We start from the raw sequence: 13,439 nt of genomic DNA on the forward strand, positions 1-13,439 counted from the left end.
TGCCTCTGATTAACCGCGCCAGAACGGGAAGAAGTACAGCAGGGCCCCCAGCACGCCGGCGATCATCACGAACGCGTAGTGGTAGAGGTAGCCGGTCTGGGCCACACGGGTGATGCCCGAGAACCAGCCCACCAGCTTGGCGCTGCCGTTGACCATCAGGCCGTCGATCAGGCCGCGGTCGCCCACTTTCCACAGGCCGCCGCCCACGGCGCGCGCGCCGCCGGCGAACACGAACTGGTTGAACTTGTCCATGTAGTACTTGTTGTCCAGCAGGGTGTGCAGCGGCTTGAACTTGGCGTAGAACCAGGCCGGCACGCGCGGGTTGACCATGTAGCAGTAGTAAGCCAGTGCCACGCCGGCCAGGGCGAGCCAGAACGGTGCGGTCTGCAGGCCGTGGATCGCCATGGCGGCGGCGCCGTGGAATTCTTCGCGCAGGGCTTCCATCGCGCCGTGGTTCTCGCCGACGAAGATCACATTGTTGAAGAAGTCGCCGTGCAGCATCGGGCCGATCGCGATGTAGCCGATGATGACCGACGGGATCGCCAGCAGGACCAGCGGCAGGGTCACGACCCAAGGCGACTCGTGCGGCTTGTCGCCCGGCTGCAGGCCGTGGTGGTGGTGGTCGTCACCGTGTTCGTCTTCTTCGTGGTGCGCGTCCGAATCGTGGCCTTCGCTATGCGGCTGCGGGTTGTTCCAGCGCGATTCGCCATGGAACACCATGAAGTACATGCGGAAGGAGTAGAAGGCGGTCACGAACACGCCGGCCAGCACCGCGAAGTACGCAAAGCCTGCGCCGGGGATATTGGAAGCGTGCACTGCTTCGATGATCGAGTCCTTCGAGTAGAAACCGGCGAAGAACGGGGTGCCAATCAGGGCCAGCGAGCCGAGCAGCGAGGTGATCCAGGTGATCGGCATGTACTTGCGCAGGCCGCCCATGTTGCGCATGTCCTGGTCGTGGTGCATGCCGATGATGACCGAACCCGCGCCGAGGAACAGCAGCGCCTTGAAGAAGGCGTGGGTCATCAGGTGGAACACGGCCACCGAGTAGGCCGAGGCGCCCAGCGCGACGGTCATGTAGCCCAGCTGCGACAGGGTCGAGTAAGCGACGACGCGCTTGATGTCATTTTGAATGATGCCCAGGAAGCCCATGAACAGCGCGGTGATGGCGCCGATCACGATCACGAAGGACAGTGCGGTATCCGACAGCTCGAACAGCGGCGACATGCGCGAGACCATGAAGATGCCGGCGGTAACCATGGTCGCGGCGTGGATCAGCGCCGAGATCGGGGTCGGGCCTTCCATCGAGTCCGGCAGCCAGACGTGCAGCGGGAACTGCGCGGATTTACCCATCGCGCCGATGAACAGGCAGATGCAGGCGGCGGTCAGCAGCGGCCAGCCCAGGCCGGGCACGGTCATGCCGGCCAGCTTGTCGGCTTGCGCGAACACTTCGTTGTACTGCATGGTGCCCGAGGCTGCCAGCAGCAGGCCGATGCCCAGGATGAAGCCGAAGTCACCCACGCGGTTGACCAGGAAGGCCTTCATGTTCGCGAAGATCGCGGTCGGGCGGGTATACCAGAAGCCGATCAGGAGGTACGAGACCAGGCCCACCGCTTCCCAGCCGAAGAACAGCTGCAGGAAGTTGTTGGACATGACCAGCATCAGCATCGAGAAGGTGAACAGCGAGATGTACGAGAAGAAGCGGTTGTAGCCTTCGTCCTCGGCCATGTAGCCGATCGTGTAGATGTGGACCATCAGCGACACCGAGGTCACCACGCACATCATCATCGCCGACAGCGTATCGATCTGGAAGCCGACCGCCATCTTGAGGGTGCCGACCGTCATCCAGGTGTAGATGTCGCCGTTGAAGCTGGCGCCGTCGAGCACCGCCATCAGGGTCTGGACCGAGATGATCAGCGCGATCAGCACGCCCAGGATGGTCGCGGTATGCGACACCTTGCGGCCGACGACATTGCCAAAGAACTTGGTGCCGAGCAGGCCGGCGATCGCCGAGCCTGCGAGCGGCGCCAGGGGCACCGCCAGTAAAAGATTAGGGTTGAGAATTTGCCCCGCCATGTTGAACCTTATTCGTTATTGTTTACCAAGCCGACATCAGCCCTTCAGGCTGTCGAGGTCTTCCACGTTGATCGTGTCCAGGTTACGGAACAGGACCACCAGGATCGCCAGGCCGATTGCCGATTCGGCGGCCGCGACGGTCAGGATGAAGAACACGAAGATCTGCCCCGCCGCGTCGCCCAGGTAGTGCGAGAACGCGACGAAGTTCAGGTTCACCGCCAGCAGCATCAGTTCGATGGCCATCAGCAGGATGATGATGTTCTTCCGGTTCAGGAAGATGCCGATCACCGAGATCGCGAACAGGATCGCGCCCAGGACCAGGTAGTGTGCGAGCGACAAAGTCATTGTGCCTCCTTCGGTGCGGCGGCGGCAGCGGCTGCGGCTGCTTTTTCAGCATTGGCAGCATCGATGGCGCGCTGGTTGACCGCTTCCACCTTGACGATGCGCAGGCGGTCGTTACGCTTGACGCGAACCGCGAGGCCCGGGTCGATTGCTTTGGTGTCCTTGCGCTTGCGCAGGGTCAGGGCGACGGCGGCGATGATCGCCACCAGCAGCACCACGGCGGCGATTTCGAAGCCGTAGATGTACTTGGTGTAGATCAAGAGGCCCAGCTCCTTGGTGCCGCCGATGTTGGCGCCGGCAGCGGCAGCGGACTGCTCGAACTGGCTGAACGAACGGTACAGGACGGCGCCCATTTCGAGCACGATCAGTGCGCCGATGCTGGCCGCCAGCGGCAGGTGGCCCCAGATGCCTTCGCGCATGCGGTCGATATTAATGTCGAGCATCATGACGACGAACAGGAACAGCACCATGACGGCGCCGACATAGACCAGCACCAGCACGATGGCGAGGAACTCGGCCTTCAGCAGCAGCCAGATGCCGGCCGCGTTGAAGAAGGCGAGCACCAGGAACAGCGCGGCGTGGACCGGGTTCTTGGCGGTGATGACGCGCACGCTGGCCACCACCATCACGGCCGCGAACACGTAGAACAAAGCAGTTGTAAATTCCATGACTTTGACAGCCTCTTCTTATCGGTATTTCGCGTCCGCCTGGCGGGCGGCGGCGATGTCGGCTTCGTAGCGGTCGCCGACGGCCAGCAGCATCTCTTTGGTGTAGTAGAGATCGCCGCGCTTTTCGCCGTGGTACTCCAGCACGTGGGTCTCGACGATCGAATCGACCGGGCAGGACTCTTCGCAGAAGCCGCAGAAGATGCACTTGGTCAGGTCGATGTCGTAGCGCGTGGTGCGGCGGGTGCCGTCTTCGCGCTGCGCCGACTCGATCGTGATGGCCATGGCCGGGCAGACCGCCTCGCACAGTTTGCAGGCGATGCAGCGCTCTTCCCCGTTGGGATAGCGGCGCAGCGCGTGCAGGCCGCGGAAGCGGTTCGACATCGGGGTCTTCTCTTCCGGGTACTGGACCGTGATCTTGCGCGACAGCGCATACTTGCCGGTCAGGGCCAGGCCCTTGAAGAGTTCGGACAGCATCAGGCTGCCGAGGATTTCTTTAACTCGATTCATTTGATTTCTGCTTCCTTACTTCCAAATGTTCCACGGGGACTGCATCACGGCAGCCACCAGGACGAGCCAGATCAGGGTCAGCGGAATGAAGACTTTCCAGCCCAGGCGCATGATCTGGTCATAGCGGTAACGCGGGAAGGTGCCGCGGACCCAGATCATCATCGAGACCAGCAGGAACATCTTCGCGAACAGCCAGAAGAAGCCGCCGACCGGGCCGAATTCCAGGAAGCCGAACGGTGCTTGCCAGCCGCCCAGGAACATGATCGATGCCAGGGTCGCGATCAGAATCATGTTGGCGTATTCCGCCAGCATGAACATCGCGTAGGACATGCCCGAATATTCCACCATGTGGCCGGCGACGATCTCCGATTCGCCTTCCACCACGTCGAACGGGTGGCGGTTGCACTCGGCCAGGCCGGAGACGAAGTAGATGATGAACAGCGGCAGCAGCGGCAGCCAGTTCCACGACAGGAAGGTCAGGCCCATGGACGCGAAGGTACCGACGCCCTGCCCTGCCACGATGTCCGAGAAGTTCAGGCTGCCCGAGACCATCAGCACCACGACCATCACGAAGCCCATCGGGATTTCGTAGGAGATCATCTGGGCCGAGGCGCGCATCGCGCCCATGAACGAGTACTTCGAGTTCGAGGCCCAGCCGGCGATGATGATGCCGTAGACTTCCATCGAAGTAATCGCCAGCAGCAGGAGCAGGCCGGCGTTGACGTTCGCCAGCGCCGCTTGCGGGCCGAAAGGCACGACCGACCAGGCGGCCAGGGCCGGCATGATGGTCATGATCGGGCCGATCACGAACAGGCTGCGGGTGGCTTTCGTCGGGATGACGATTTCCTTGAGCAGCAGCTTGAGCGCGTCGGCGATCGGCTGCAGCAGGCCGCCCGGACCCACGCGGTTCGGGCCCACGCGGATCTGGATCCAGCCGATCAGCTTGCGCTCCCACAGGGTCAGGTAGGCGACCAGGCCCATCAGCGGCAGCAGGACCACCACGATTTTCAGGACGGTCCAGATCAGCGGCCAGACCGGCGCGATCGGGCTGGCGGCGCCGAATTCATAGAAACTATCGATATAACCGGGCGTTGCCATTACTTGCCCTCCCCTGCTTTTTCAACTTTGATTTCGCCAAACATGGCGCCGAGGGTCGCGACCGCGCGATGGCCGGCGGCGACGCGCACGGCGTTCGACGGCAGGCCCGCATCCACGTCGGCCACCAGGACGGCGCTGCCGGAACCCTGGGTCACCTTGACGGTGTCGCCCGCCTTCACGCCGAGCTGTTCGGCGACGGCTTTCGACAGCGAGACCAGCGGCGCGTTCGAGGCTACGGTGCGCTGCAGCGGCTCCGAACGGCGCGCCAGCGCGTCGGTGAAGTAGACCGGCACGTCGGTGACGCGCTCGAGCTGGCCGGCGCTAGCGTACATGCCTGCTTCCGGCGCCAGCTTGGCGGCGTTGCTCAGCTTGGCGGACAGGTCGGTGTTGCCCTTGCCCAGCGCTTCGTCGCGGATCGATTCCGAAGTCTCGTAGTCGAAGCCCGACAGGCCCAGCAGGTTGCCCAGCACGCGCAGCACTTTCCAGGCCGGACGGGTTTCGCCCAGCGGACGCACGGTGCCGTTGAAGCTCTGCGCGCGGCCTTCGCAGTTCACAAAAGTACCGGCGGTCTCGGTGAACGGCGAGACCGGCAGCAGCACGTCGGCGTAGTCCATGCCGTGCTTGAACGGCGACATCGCCACGACCATCTCGGCGCCCTGCAGCGCGGCCAGGGCCTGCTGCGGGTTGGCCGCATCCAGTTCCGGCTCGGCGTTCAGCAGCACATAGGCCTTCTTCGGCGAAGCGAACACGGCTTCGTTCTTGCCCGAGGTGGCGCCTACCAGGTAGCCGCCCACGGTGTTGGCGCCTTCGACCAGGTAGCCGAAGGTGCATCCCGTTGCTTCGGCGATCCACTGCGCGGCGGCGTGGATCTTGGAAGCTTGCGGGTGGTTGCCTGCGGCATTGCCCAGCAGGATGGCGCCCGGCAGTTCCACGTCGCCAGCGACGACCAGCGAAGCGGCGATGCCCTTGGCGGCGTTGCCGGCTTCGATGCCGTCGAAGCCAGCCGGCGCAGCGACGCCCTTGGCGGCGGCGACAGCCACGACCACTTCGGACAGCGCTGCCAGCCAGTCGGTCGGCGCGGCGATCAGCTTGTTCGCGATCGGCATGAGCAGGTCGTCGTTCGACGCGCCCACCAGCGACAGCTTGGCGCCGGCCTTGGTGGCGGCGCGCAGGCGGGTGGCGACCAGCGGGTGGTCCTTGCGCAGGTTCGAACCGATGACCAGCGCGCGCTTGAGCTTGCTCAGTGCGGCGATCGGCATGCCCAGCCACGGGGTGACCTGGCCGGTGAGGCCGAAGTCGCTCTGGCGCAGGCGGAAGTCGATGTTGTCCGAACCGATGCCGCGCACGGTCTTGTTCAGCAGGTAAAGTTCTTCCAGGGTCGAGCTGGCGGTGGCGACGGCGGCGATGCTGTCGGCGCCATGCTCGTGACGGATGTTACGCAGGCCGTGGGCCACGTATTCCAGCGCGGTCTGCCAGTCGGTTTCCTGCCACACGCCGCCCTGCTTGATCATCGGGTTGACCAGGCGGTCGGCATTGTCCAGCGCCTCGTACGAGAAGCGGTCCTTGTCCGAGATCCAGCATTCGTTGATGGCTTCGTTTTCCAGCGGCAGCACGCGCATGACCTTGCCGCCCTTGACCTGGACGATCAGGTTGGTGCCCAGCGAATCGTGCGGCGACACCGAACGGCGGCGCTGCAGTTCCCACGGACGCGCGGTGTAGCGGAACGGCTTGCTGGTCAGCGCGCCGACCGGGCACAGGTCGATCATGTTGCCCGACACTTCCGAGTCGACGGTCTTGCCGAGGAAGGTGGTGATCTCCGAGTGCTCGCCGCGGCCGACCATGCCGAATTCCATCACGCCGGCCACTTCCTGGCCGAAGCGCACGCAACGGGTGCACTGGATGCAGCGCGACATCTCTTCCATCGAGATCAGCGGGCCGGCCTCTTTCGGGGCCACCACGCGCTTCTCTTCTTCGTAGCGCGAGCCGCTCTTGCCGTAGCCGACGGCCAGGTCCTGCAGCTGGCATTCGCCGCCCTGGTCGCAGATCGGGCAATCCAGCGGGTGGTTAATGAGGAGGAACTCCATCACCGACTTCTGGGCCTGCACGGCCTTGTCGCTGTGGGTGCGCACGATCATGCCCGGCGAGACCGGGGTCGCGCAGGCAGGCATCGGCTTCGGCGCCTTCTCCACTTCGACCAGGCACATGCGGCAGTTCGCTGCGATCGACAATTTCTTGTGATAGCAGAAGTGCGGGATATAGGTCCCGAGTTTGTTTGCGGCGTCCATCACCATGGAACCTGGTGCGACTTCGACTTTCTTGCCGTCTAATTCAATTTCAACCATTTGATCGTTACCTGACCTGGTTTAAAGGTATGCGGGCACGAGGCAGTGCTTGTGCTCGATGTGATATTCGAATTCCTCGCGGAAGTTCTTGATCATCGCTTCGACCGGCATCGCTGCTGCATCGCCCAGGGCGCAGATGGTGCGGCCCTTGATGTTGAAAGCGATGTTGTTCAGCAGGTCCATGTCTTCAGGACGGCCCTTGCCGTGCTCGATGCGGTGGACCATGCGGTACATCCAGCCGGTGCCTTCACGGCACGGGGTGCACTGGCCGCAGGATTCTTCGTAGTAGAAGTACGACAGGCGCAGCAGCGACTTGACCATGCAGCGGGTCTCGTCCATGACGATCACGGCGCCCGAGCCCAGCATCGAGCCGGCCTTGGCGATCGAATCGTAGTCGAGGTCGGTGTCCATCATGACTTCGCCGCGGATCACGGGAGCCGAGGAACCGCCCGGGATGACGGCCTTGATCTTCTTACCGCCGCGCATGCCGCCGGCCAGCTCCATCAGCTTGGCGAACGGAGTGCCCAGCGGGACTTCATAGTTGCCCGGACGTTCGACGTCGCCCGAGATCGAGAAGATCTTGGTGCCGCCGTTGTTCGGCTTGCCGAGGCCCATGTAGTTCTCGGCGCCCATGTTCAGGATGAAGGGGACGGCCGCGAAGGTCTCGGTGTTGTTGATGGTGGTCGGCTTGCCGTACAGGCCGAACGAGGCCGGGAACGGCGGCTTGAAGCGCGGCTGGCCCTTCTTGCCTTCCAGCGACTCGAGCAGCGCGGTCTCTTCGCCGCAGATGTAGGCGCCGTAGCCGTGGTGGGCGTGCAGCTGGAACGAGAATTCCGAACCCATGATCTTGTCGCCCAGGAAGCCGGCGGCGCGCGCCTCTTCCAGCGCTTCCTCGAAGCGCAGGTATTCCTGGAAGATCTCGCCGTGGATGTAGTTGTAGCCCACGGTGATGCCCATCGCGTAGGCGCCGATGGCCATGCCTTCGATCAGCGCGTGCGGGTTGTAGCGGATGATGTCGCGGTCCTTGAACGTGCCCGGTTCGCCTTCGTCGGTGTTGCAGACGAGGTATTTCTGGCCCGGGAACTGGCGCGGCATGAAGCTCCACTTCAGGCCGGTCGGGAAGCCCGCACCGCCGCGGCCGCGCAGGCCGGAGGTCTTCAGGTCGGCGATGATGGCTTCAGGCGCGATCTTCTCTTCGATGATGCGGCGCAGGGCCGAATAGCCGCCGCGCTTGACGTAGTCGGCCAGGCGCCAGTTGTCGCCGTTCAGATCCTTCAGGATCAGGGGATTGATGTGACGGTCGTGCAGGCTGGTCATTTCTTGAGTTCCTCTACCAGGGCGTCGATCTTCTCGTCGCTCATGAACGAGCACATGCGATGGTTATTCACCAGCATGACCGGTGCGTCGCCGCACGCGCCCATGCACTCGCCTTCGATCAGGGTGAACTGGCCATCTAGAGTGGTGTCGCGATAATCGATCCCGAGCTTGTCCTTCAGGCGCTGGCCGGCGCGTTCGCCGCCCGACAATGCGCAAGGCAGGTTGGTGCACACGGTGATCTTGTGCTTGCCGACCGGCTTGATGTTGTACATGTTGTAGAAGGTCGCCACTTCCTGCACGGCGATCGCCGGCATGCCGATGTAGTCGGCGATTTCCTGCATGGTTTCCGGCGACAGCCAGCCCAGTTCGACCTGGGCGTGGGCCAGCGAGGCCATCACGGCCGACTGGCGTTGATCGGCTGGGTACTTGGCCAGCTCGCGATCGATCTTCTTGTAGGTTTCCTGCGATAACATAATCTAGCGTCCTTCTTATCGGTCGATACTGCCGAACACGATGTCCTGCGTGCCGATGATGGTGACGGCGTCCGCGATCATGTGGCCGCGCGCCATTTCGTCCAGGCTCTGCAGGTGGGCATAGTCCGGGGTACGGATCTTCAGGCGGTAAGGCTTGTTGGCGCCGTCGGACACGATGTAGATGCCGAACTCGCCCTTCGGGTGCTCGACCGCCGCATAGGCCTCGCCTTCCGGCACGTGGAAGCCTTCGGTGAACAGCTTGAAGTGGTGGATCAGCGATTCCATGTTGGACTTCATGTCCATGCGGTTCGGCGGCGCGATCTTGTTGTTGTCGATCATGACCGGGCCCGGATTCACGGCCAGCCACTTCACGCACTGCTTGATGATGCGGTTCGACTGGCGCATCTCTTCGATACGCACCAGGTAGCGGTCGTAGGAGTCGCCGTTGGTGCCGACCGGGATGTCGAAGTCCATCTTGTCGTAGACCGCGTACGGCTGCTGCTTGCGCAGGTCCCAGGCGATGCCCGAGCCGCGCAGCATGGCGCCGGTGAAGCCCATGGCTTTCGCGTCTTCCGGCGAGACCACGCCGATGCCCACGGTACGCTGCTTCCAGATACGGTTATCGGTCAGCAGGGTCTCGTATTCGTCGACATAGCCATCAAAACGTTTCGTGAACGCGTCGATGAAGTCCAGCACCGAGCCCTGGCGGTCGCGGTTCAGGTCGTCGATGGCCTTCTTCGAGCGGATCGGCGATTCGCGGTGCCGCGGCATGGCGTCCGGCAGGTCGCGGTAGACGCCGCCCGGGCGGTAGTAGGCCGCGTGCATGCGCGCGCCCGACACGGCTTCATAGACGTCGAACAGGTCTTCGCGGTCGCGGAAGGCGTACAGGAAGGGACCCATGGCGCCGATGTCCAGCGCGTGCGCGCCCAGCCACATCAGGTGGTTCAGGATACGGGTGATTTCGTCGAACATCACGCGGATGTACTGCGCGCGCACCGGCGCTTCGATGCCCAGCAGCTTTTCCACTGCCAGCACGTAGCCGTGCTCGTTGCACATCATCGAGACGTAGTCCAGGCGGTCCATGTACGGGACCGACTGCAGGTAGGTGCGGGTCTCGGCCAGCTTCTCGGTCGCGCGGTGCAGCAGGCCGATGTGCGGGTCGGCGCGCTGGATCACTTCGCCGTCGAGTTCCAGCACCAGGCGCAGCACGCCGTGCGCTGCCGGGTGCTGCGGACCAAAGTTCAGGGTGTAATTCTTAAGCTCAGCCATTATTTCGTCCCGTAGGTTTCTTCGCGGATCACGCGCGGGATGTTCTCGCGCGGCTCGATCGTCACGGGTTGGTAGATCACGCGTTTCTGTTCAGGGTCGTAGCGCATCTCGACATAGCCCGAGATCGGGAAGTCCTTGCGGAACGGGTGGCCGATGAAGCCATAGTCGGTCAGGATGCGGCGCAGGTCGCCGTGGCCGTCGAACAGGATGCCGTACAGGTCGAACGCTTCGCGCTCGTACCAGTTCGCCGCACGCCAGATGCCGGTCACCGATTCGACCAGCGGCATGTCGTCGTCCGGGCAGAACACGCGCACGCGCACGCGCCAGTTGTGCTCGATCGAGAGCAGGTGGGTCACGACCGCGAAGCGCAGGCCGTCCCAGGTGCCCTCGCCATATTGCGAGTAGTCGACGCCGCACAGGTCGATCAGTTCTTCGAAGCGCAGGCTCGGGTCGTCGCGCAGCGTCTGCATGGCTTGCAGGTAGTCGGCGGCCTTGACCACCACGGTCACTTCACCCAGCGCCGAGCTGATTGCTGCGCCCTCGCCCAGTGCATTTTTCAGGGCGAGTTCAAGGGTTTCGAGTTTAGTCGTCATGGTAAATCGCTGTTTTTAGCGCGCGATGGTATTGGTGCGCTTGATCTTGTTCTGCAGCTGCATGATGCCGTACAGGAGCGCTTCCGCGGTCGGCGGGCAGCCCGGCACGTAGACGTCGACGGGAACGATGCGGTCGCAGCCGCGCACCACCGAGTACGAATAGTGGTAGTAGCCGCCGCCGTTGGCGCAGGAGCCCATCGAAATGACCCAGCGCGGCTCGGCCATCTGGTCGTAGACCTTGCGCAGTGCGGGAGCCATCTTGTTGCACAGCGTGCCGGCGACGATCATGACGTCCGACTGGCGCGGCGATGGGCGGAACACAATGCCAAAACGGTCGAGATCGTAGCGGGCGGCGCCCACATGCATCATCTCGACCGCGCAGCATGCCAGACCGAACGTCATCGGGAACATCGATCCCGTGCGCGCCCAGTTGATCAGCTTATCGGCTGTGGTGGTAATGAAACCTTCGTTTAATACGCCTTCAATTGCCATGGCTTATTCCCAATCAAGGGCACCTTTCTTCCAGATGTACCAGAAACCGACGACGAATTCGGCGATGAACACCATCATCGTGACGAAGCCAGTCCAGCCCAGTTCGCGCATCGAGACGCCCCATGGGAAGAAGAATGCCGTTTCCAGATCAAACAAAATAAACAGGATCGCGACCAGGTAGTACCGGACGTCGAACTTCATGCGCGCGTCTTCGAAGGCTTCGAAGCCGCATTCATACGGGGACAGCTTGGCGGCATCCGGGCGGTGCGGACCGAGCAGGCGGCCGAGCACCTGCGGGGCGACACCGACGCCGACGCCAATCAGAATAAAGAGAAGAACGGGGAAATAATTTTCGAGGTTCACGATGAAGCCTATTTGAACGATCGGTTAAAGACACACTGCGGGGGATGCAGCGCCGAGTCGCGCGAACCTGGCATGAGGGTTGCCACCAGGACCGTACGACTGATCCTCGCAAAAAAGCCAGCTCAGGCAGGAGAGCGGTTGCTCATCGCCCTAGCTGGCTCTTCTTTATCTTGGTGCCGACGGCGAGACTCGAACTCGCACAGCTTGCGCCACTACCCCCTCAAGATAGCGTGTCTACCAATTTCACCACGTCGGCTGGAGACCAGTATTTTACCCTGCCTTACTACTTTTTTTCAATGCACAAATTGCGCTACTACAAGGATATTTCGCAATTTCTCAACTTTAGGAGGAGGTTCTGGAGGAGGAGCACCAGGGTCCATCACTGTCGAGGGCCGGTACCGGCCATCATTGTCGCGAAGCTCGCCGCGGGCAGGGTCGCCTGCGAGGCCGCATTCTACAGCTATTTGCGAACAGGTGCGCACGGCACCTCTTCATTCATCAGGCCAATGCCGGGTCACGACGAAGGCGCGATGCTGTCTTGCCAACAGGGCTGACGGCAACACCGCCAACCCTTGGGGTATTACTTGCCTGCCGGAGCCGGAGCCGCCGGGGCAGCCTGGTTTGCCGGAGCGGCCGGCAGGGTCGGCACGTCCGCGGCCGGAGCCGGAGCAGCCGGAGCCGGAGCGGTGGCCGGCACATTGGCGCCCGCGTTGGCCGGCACGCCGGTGGCCGGGGCCTGGGTCGACGGCACGGTCACGCGGCCCATCACGCCTTCGTCTTCGGTGCTGGTGCGGTTGTTGCCGGCATAGGCCAGCGCCAGGGTCGAGGCGAAAAAGACCGCAGCGGCCACCGCGGTCGACTTCGACAGGAAGTTCGACGAGCCCGATGCGCCGAACAGGCTGCCCGAGGCGCCCGAGCCGAAGGCCGCGCCCATGTCGGCGCCCTTACCGTGCTGGACGAGCACCAGGCCGATGATGGCCAGGGCCGAGATGACCTGCACGACAATAATCAGATTGAACAAGGTGTTCATTGCAATTCCATTTCAAGGCAAAGTTTAACTACGTGTATAAATTCTTCAGCTGGCTGCGCGGATGATCGCCAGGAAGTCCGCCGCCTTCAGGGCCGCGCCGCCGATCAGGCCGCCGTCGATGTCCGGCTGCGCCATCAGGTCGGCTGCATTGTCCGGCTTCATGCTGCCGCCGTAAAGGATGGCGACGCTATCGGCCGCGCCGGCGTTGCAGGCACGCAGCTGGGCGCGCAATTGCGCATGCACTTCCTGCGCCATCTCCGGCGTGGCGGTCTTGCCGGTGCCGATCGCCCAGACCGGCTCGTAGGCGACGACGATCCTGGCGACCGCATCCTTGCCCAGCAGTTCCAGCACGGCGTCGAGCTGGGCGCCGACCACGGAGGCGGTCTGCCCTGCTTCGCGCTCGGCCAGGGTTTCGCCGACGCAGACGATCGGGGTCAGGCCGGCAGCCAGGGCCGCCTGGGCCTTGCGCGCCACCAGCCCGTTCGACTCGCCGTGGTAGGCGCGGCGCTCCGAGTGGCCGACGATCACGTAACGGCAATGGAAATCGAGCAGCATCGAGGCCGCCACTTCGCCCGTGAAGGCGCCGGACGGCTGGGCCGAGACATCCTGGGCGCCCCAGGCCAGCTTGCTACCCTGGAGCAGTTGTTCGCACTGGAACAGATAGGGCGAGGGAACACAGACCGCGCACGCGGCGGCCTTGCCATCAAGGCCTTCGAGAATACCGGTAAGCAGCGCGGTGTTGGCTTCGCGGCTGCCGTTCATCTTCCAGTTGCCTACAACGAGTTTGGGACGCATAGTACCCCACGGTCAAATAACCCGCTATTTTAGCGGTCGAAAATGTGGCGGTCAAACAATGGCTGAGCTGATTGCCC

Annotated in this window: 14 protein-coding genes and 1 tRNA gene; all 15 read right to left on the minus strand. The window is 63.2% G+C overall.

The window, feature by feature from the left end; all coding sequences use genetic code 11:
* Nucleotides 1-9: 9 nt before the first annotated feature.
* The 15 genes from nuoL to tpiA all read right to left on the minus strand — a co-directional run bounded on the left by nuoL (nt 10) and on the right by tpiA (nt 13,362).
* Nucleotides 10-2,073 carry an NADH-quinone oxidoreductase subunit L gene (gene nuoL / locus J8847_RS03385; RefSeq protein WP_211523268.1) on the minus strand — a complete coding sequence of 688 codons (2,064 nt, stop codon included), beginning with the start codon at nt 2,071-2,073 and terminating at the stop codon, nt 10-12.
* A 36-nt stretch (nt 2,074-2,109) separates the two neighbouring features.
* Nucleotides 2,110-2,418, minus strand: a complete 309-nt coding sequence (gene nuoK, locus J8847_RS03390; protein ID WP_211520215.1) for an NADH-quinone oxidoreductase subunit NuoK — start codon at nt 2,416-2,418, stop codon at nt 2,110-2,112.
* Nucleotides 2,415-3,083 (minus strand): NADH-quinone oxidoreductase subunit J, encoded by a 669-nt coding sequence (locus tag J8847_RS03395; protein ID WP_211523269.1) that lies wholly within the window; start codon nt 3,081-3,083, stop codon nt 2,415-2,417. Before J8847_RS03395 ends, nuoK begins: the two co-directional genes overlap by 4 nt.
* An 18-nt stretch (nt 3,084-3,101) precedes the next feature.
* Nucleotides 3,102-3,590 carry an NADH-quinone oxidoreductase subunit NuoI gene (gene nuoI, locus J8847_RS03400; RefSeq protein ID WP_211523270.1) on the minus strand — a complete coding sequence of 163 codons (489 nt, stop codon included), beginning with the start codon at nt 3,588-3,590 and terminating at the stop codon, nt 3,102-3,104.
* A 15-nt stretch (nt 3,591-3,605) separates the two neighbouring features.
* Nucleotides 3,606-4,688 carry an NADH-quinone oxidoreductase subunit NuoH gene (gene nuoH, locus J8847_RS03405; protein WP_211523271.1) on the minus strand — a complete coding sequence of 361 codons (1,083 nt, stop codon included), beginning with the start codon at nt 4,686-4,688 and terminating at the stop codon, nt 3,606-3,608.
* Nucleotides 4,688-7,030, minus strand: coding sequence for an NADH-quinone oxidoreductase subunit NuoG (gene nuoG, locus J8847_RS03410; protein ID WP_211523272.1), 2,343 nt, complete (start codon nt 7,028-7,030; stop codon nt 4,688-4,690). The genes nuoH and nuoG overlap by 1 nt, the downstream gene beginning before the upstream one ends.
* A 21-nt stretch (nt 7,031-7,051) precedes the next feature.
* Nucleotides 7,052-8,347, minus strand: coding sequence for an NADH-quinone oxidoreductase subunit NuoF (nuoF, locus tag J8847_RS03415; protein WP_211520220.1), 1,296 nt, complete (start codon nt 8,345-8,347; stop codon nt 7,052-7,054).
* On the minus strand, nt 8,344-8,820 hold the full coding sequence (gene nuoE, locus J8847_RS03420; protein ID WP_211523273.1) for an NADH-quinone oxidoreductase subunit NuoE: 477 nt from the start codon (nt 8,818-8,820) through the stop codon (nt 8,344-8,346). Before nuoE ends, nuoF begins: the two co-directional genes overlap by 4 nt.
* Before the next feature lie 15 nt (nt 8,821-8,835).
* Complete coding sequence (locus J8847_RS03425; protein WP_211523274.1) at nt 8,836-10,089, minus strand: NADH-quinone oxidoreductase subunit D; 1,254 nt, start codon at nt 10,087-10,089, stop codon at nt 8,836-8,838.
* On the minus strand, nt 10,089-10,682 hold the full coding sequence (locus J8847_RS03430; protein ID WP_211523275.1) for an NADH-quinone oxidoreductase subunit C: 594 nt from the start codon (nt 10,680-10,682) through the stop codon (nt 10,089-10,091). Before J8847_RS03430 ends, J8847_RS03425 begins: the two co-directional genes overlap by 1 nt.
* Before the next feature lie 15 nt (nt 10,683-10,697).
* Complete coding sequence (locus J8847_RS03435) at nt 10,698-11,174, minus strand: NADH-quinone oxidoreductase subunit B family protein (protein ID WP_020654624.1); 477 nt, start codon at nt 11,172-11,174, stop codon at nt 10,698-10,700.
* 3 nt (nt 11,175-11,177) lie between these two features.
* A complete protein-coding gene (locus J8847_RS03440; RefSeq protein ID WP_026354735.1) occupies nt 11,178-11,537 on the minus strand; it encodes an NADH-quinone oxidoreductase subunit A in 360 nt (119 codons plus the stop codon).
* A gap of 171 nt (nt 11,538-11,708) precedes the next feature.
* A tRNA-Leu gene (locus J8847_RS03445) sits at nt 11,709-11,793 on the minus strand.
* A gap of 324 nt (nt 11,794-12,117) precedes the next feature.
* A complete protein-coding gene (secG, locus tag J8847_RS03450; protein WP_211523276.1) occupies nt 12,118-12,567 on the minus strand; it encodes a preprotein translocase subunit SecG in 450 nt (149 codons plus the stop codon).
* 45 nt (nt 12,568-12,612) lie between these two features.
* Nucleotides 12,613-13,362 carry a triose-phosphate isomerase gene (gene tpiA, locus J8847_RS03455; protein ID WP_211523277.1) on the minus strand — a complete coding sequence of 250 codons (750 nt, stop codon included), beginning with the start codon at nt 13,360-13,362 and terminating at the stop codon, nt 12,613-12,615.
* Nucleotides 13,363-13,439: the final 77 nt, after the last annotated feature.

It is taken from the genome of Massilia sp. AB1, assembly GCF_018119385.1.
Classification (GTDB): Bacteria; Pseudomonadota; Gammaproteobacteria; order Burkholderiales; family Burkholderiaceae_D; genus Telluria.

Bases quoted from the DNA above. Each gene is read 5' to 3' on its own strand.
- nuoL (WP_211523268.1), bottom strand. From the start codon at position 2,073: ATGGCGGGGCAAATTCTCAACCCTAATCTTTTACTGGCGGTGCCCCTG.
- tpiA (WP_211523277.1), bottom strand. From the start codon at position 13,362: ATGCGTCCCAAACTCGTTGTAGGCAACTGGAAGATGAACGGCAGCCGC.
- secG (WP_211523276.1), bottom strand. From the start codon at position 12,567: ATGAACACCTTGTTCAATCTGATTATTGTCGTGCAGGTCATCTCGGCC.
- nuoF (WP_211520220.1), bottom strand. From the start codon at position 8,347: ATGACCAGCCTGCACGACCGTCACATCAATCCCCTGATCCTGAAGGAT.
- nuoE (WP_211523273.1), bottom strand. From the start codon at position 8,820: ATGTTATCGCAGGAAACCTACAAGAAGATCGATCGCGAGCTGGCCAAG.
- J8847_RS03430 (WP_211523275.1), bottom strand. From the start codon at position 10,682: ATGACGACTAAACTCGAAACCCTTGAACTCGCCCTGAAAAATGCACTG.
- nuoK (WP_211520215.1), bottom strand. From the start codon at position 2,418: ATGACTTTGTCGCTCGCACACTACCTGGTCCTGGGCGCGATCCTGTTC.
- nuoH (WP_211523271.1), bottom strand. From the start codon at position 4,688: ATGGCAACGCCCGGTTATATCGATAGTTTCTATGAATTCGGCGCCGCC.
- J8847_RS03425 (WP_211523274.1), bottom strand. From the start codon at position 10,089: ATGGCTGAGCTTAAGAATTACACCCTGAACTTTGGTCCGCAGCACCCG.
- nuoG (WP_211523272.1), bottom strand. From the start codon at position 7,030: ATGGTTGAAATTGAATTAGACGGCAAGAAAGTCGAAGTCGCACCAGGT.
- J8847_RS03435 (WP_020654624.1), bottom strand. From the start codon at position 11,174: ATGGCAATTGAAGGCGTATTAAACGAAGGTTTCATTACCACCACAGCC.
- nuoI (WP_211523270.1), bottom strand. From the start codon at position 3,590: ATGAATCGAGTTAAAGAAATCCTCGGCAGCCTGATGCTGTCCGAACTC.
- J8847_RS03395 (WP_211523269.1), bottom strand. From the start codon at position 3,083: ATGGAATTTACAACTGCTTTGTTCTACGTGTTCGCGGCCGTGATGGTG.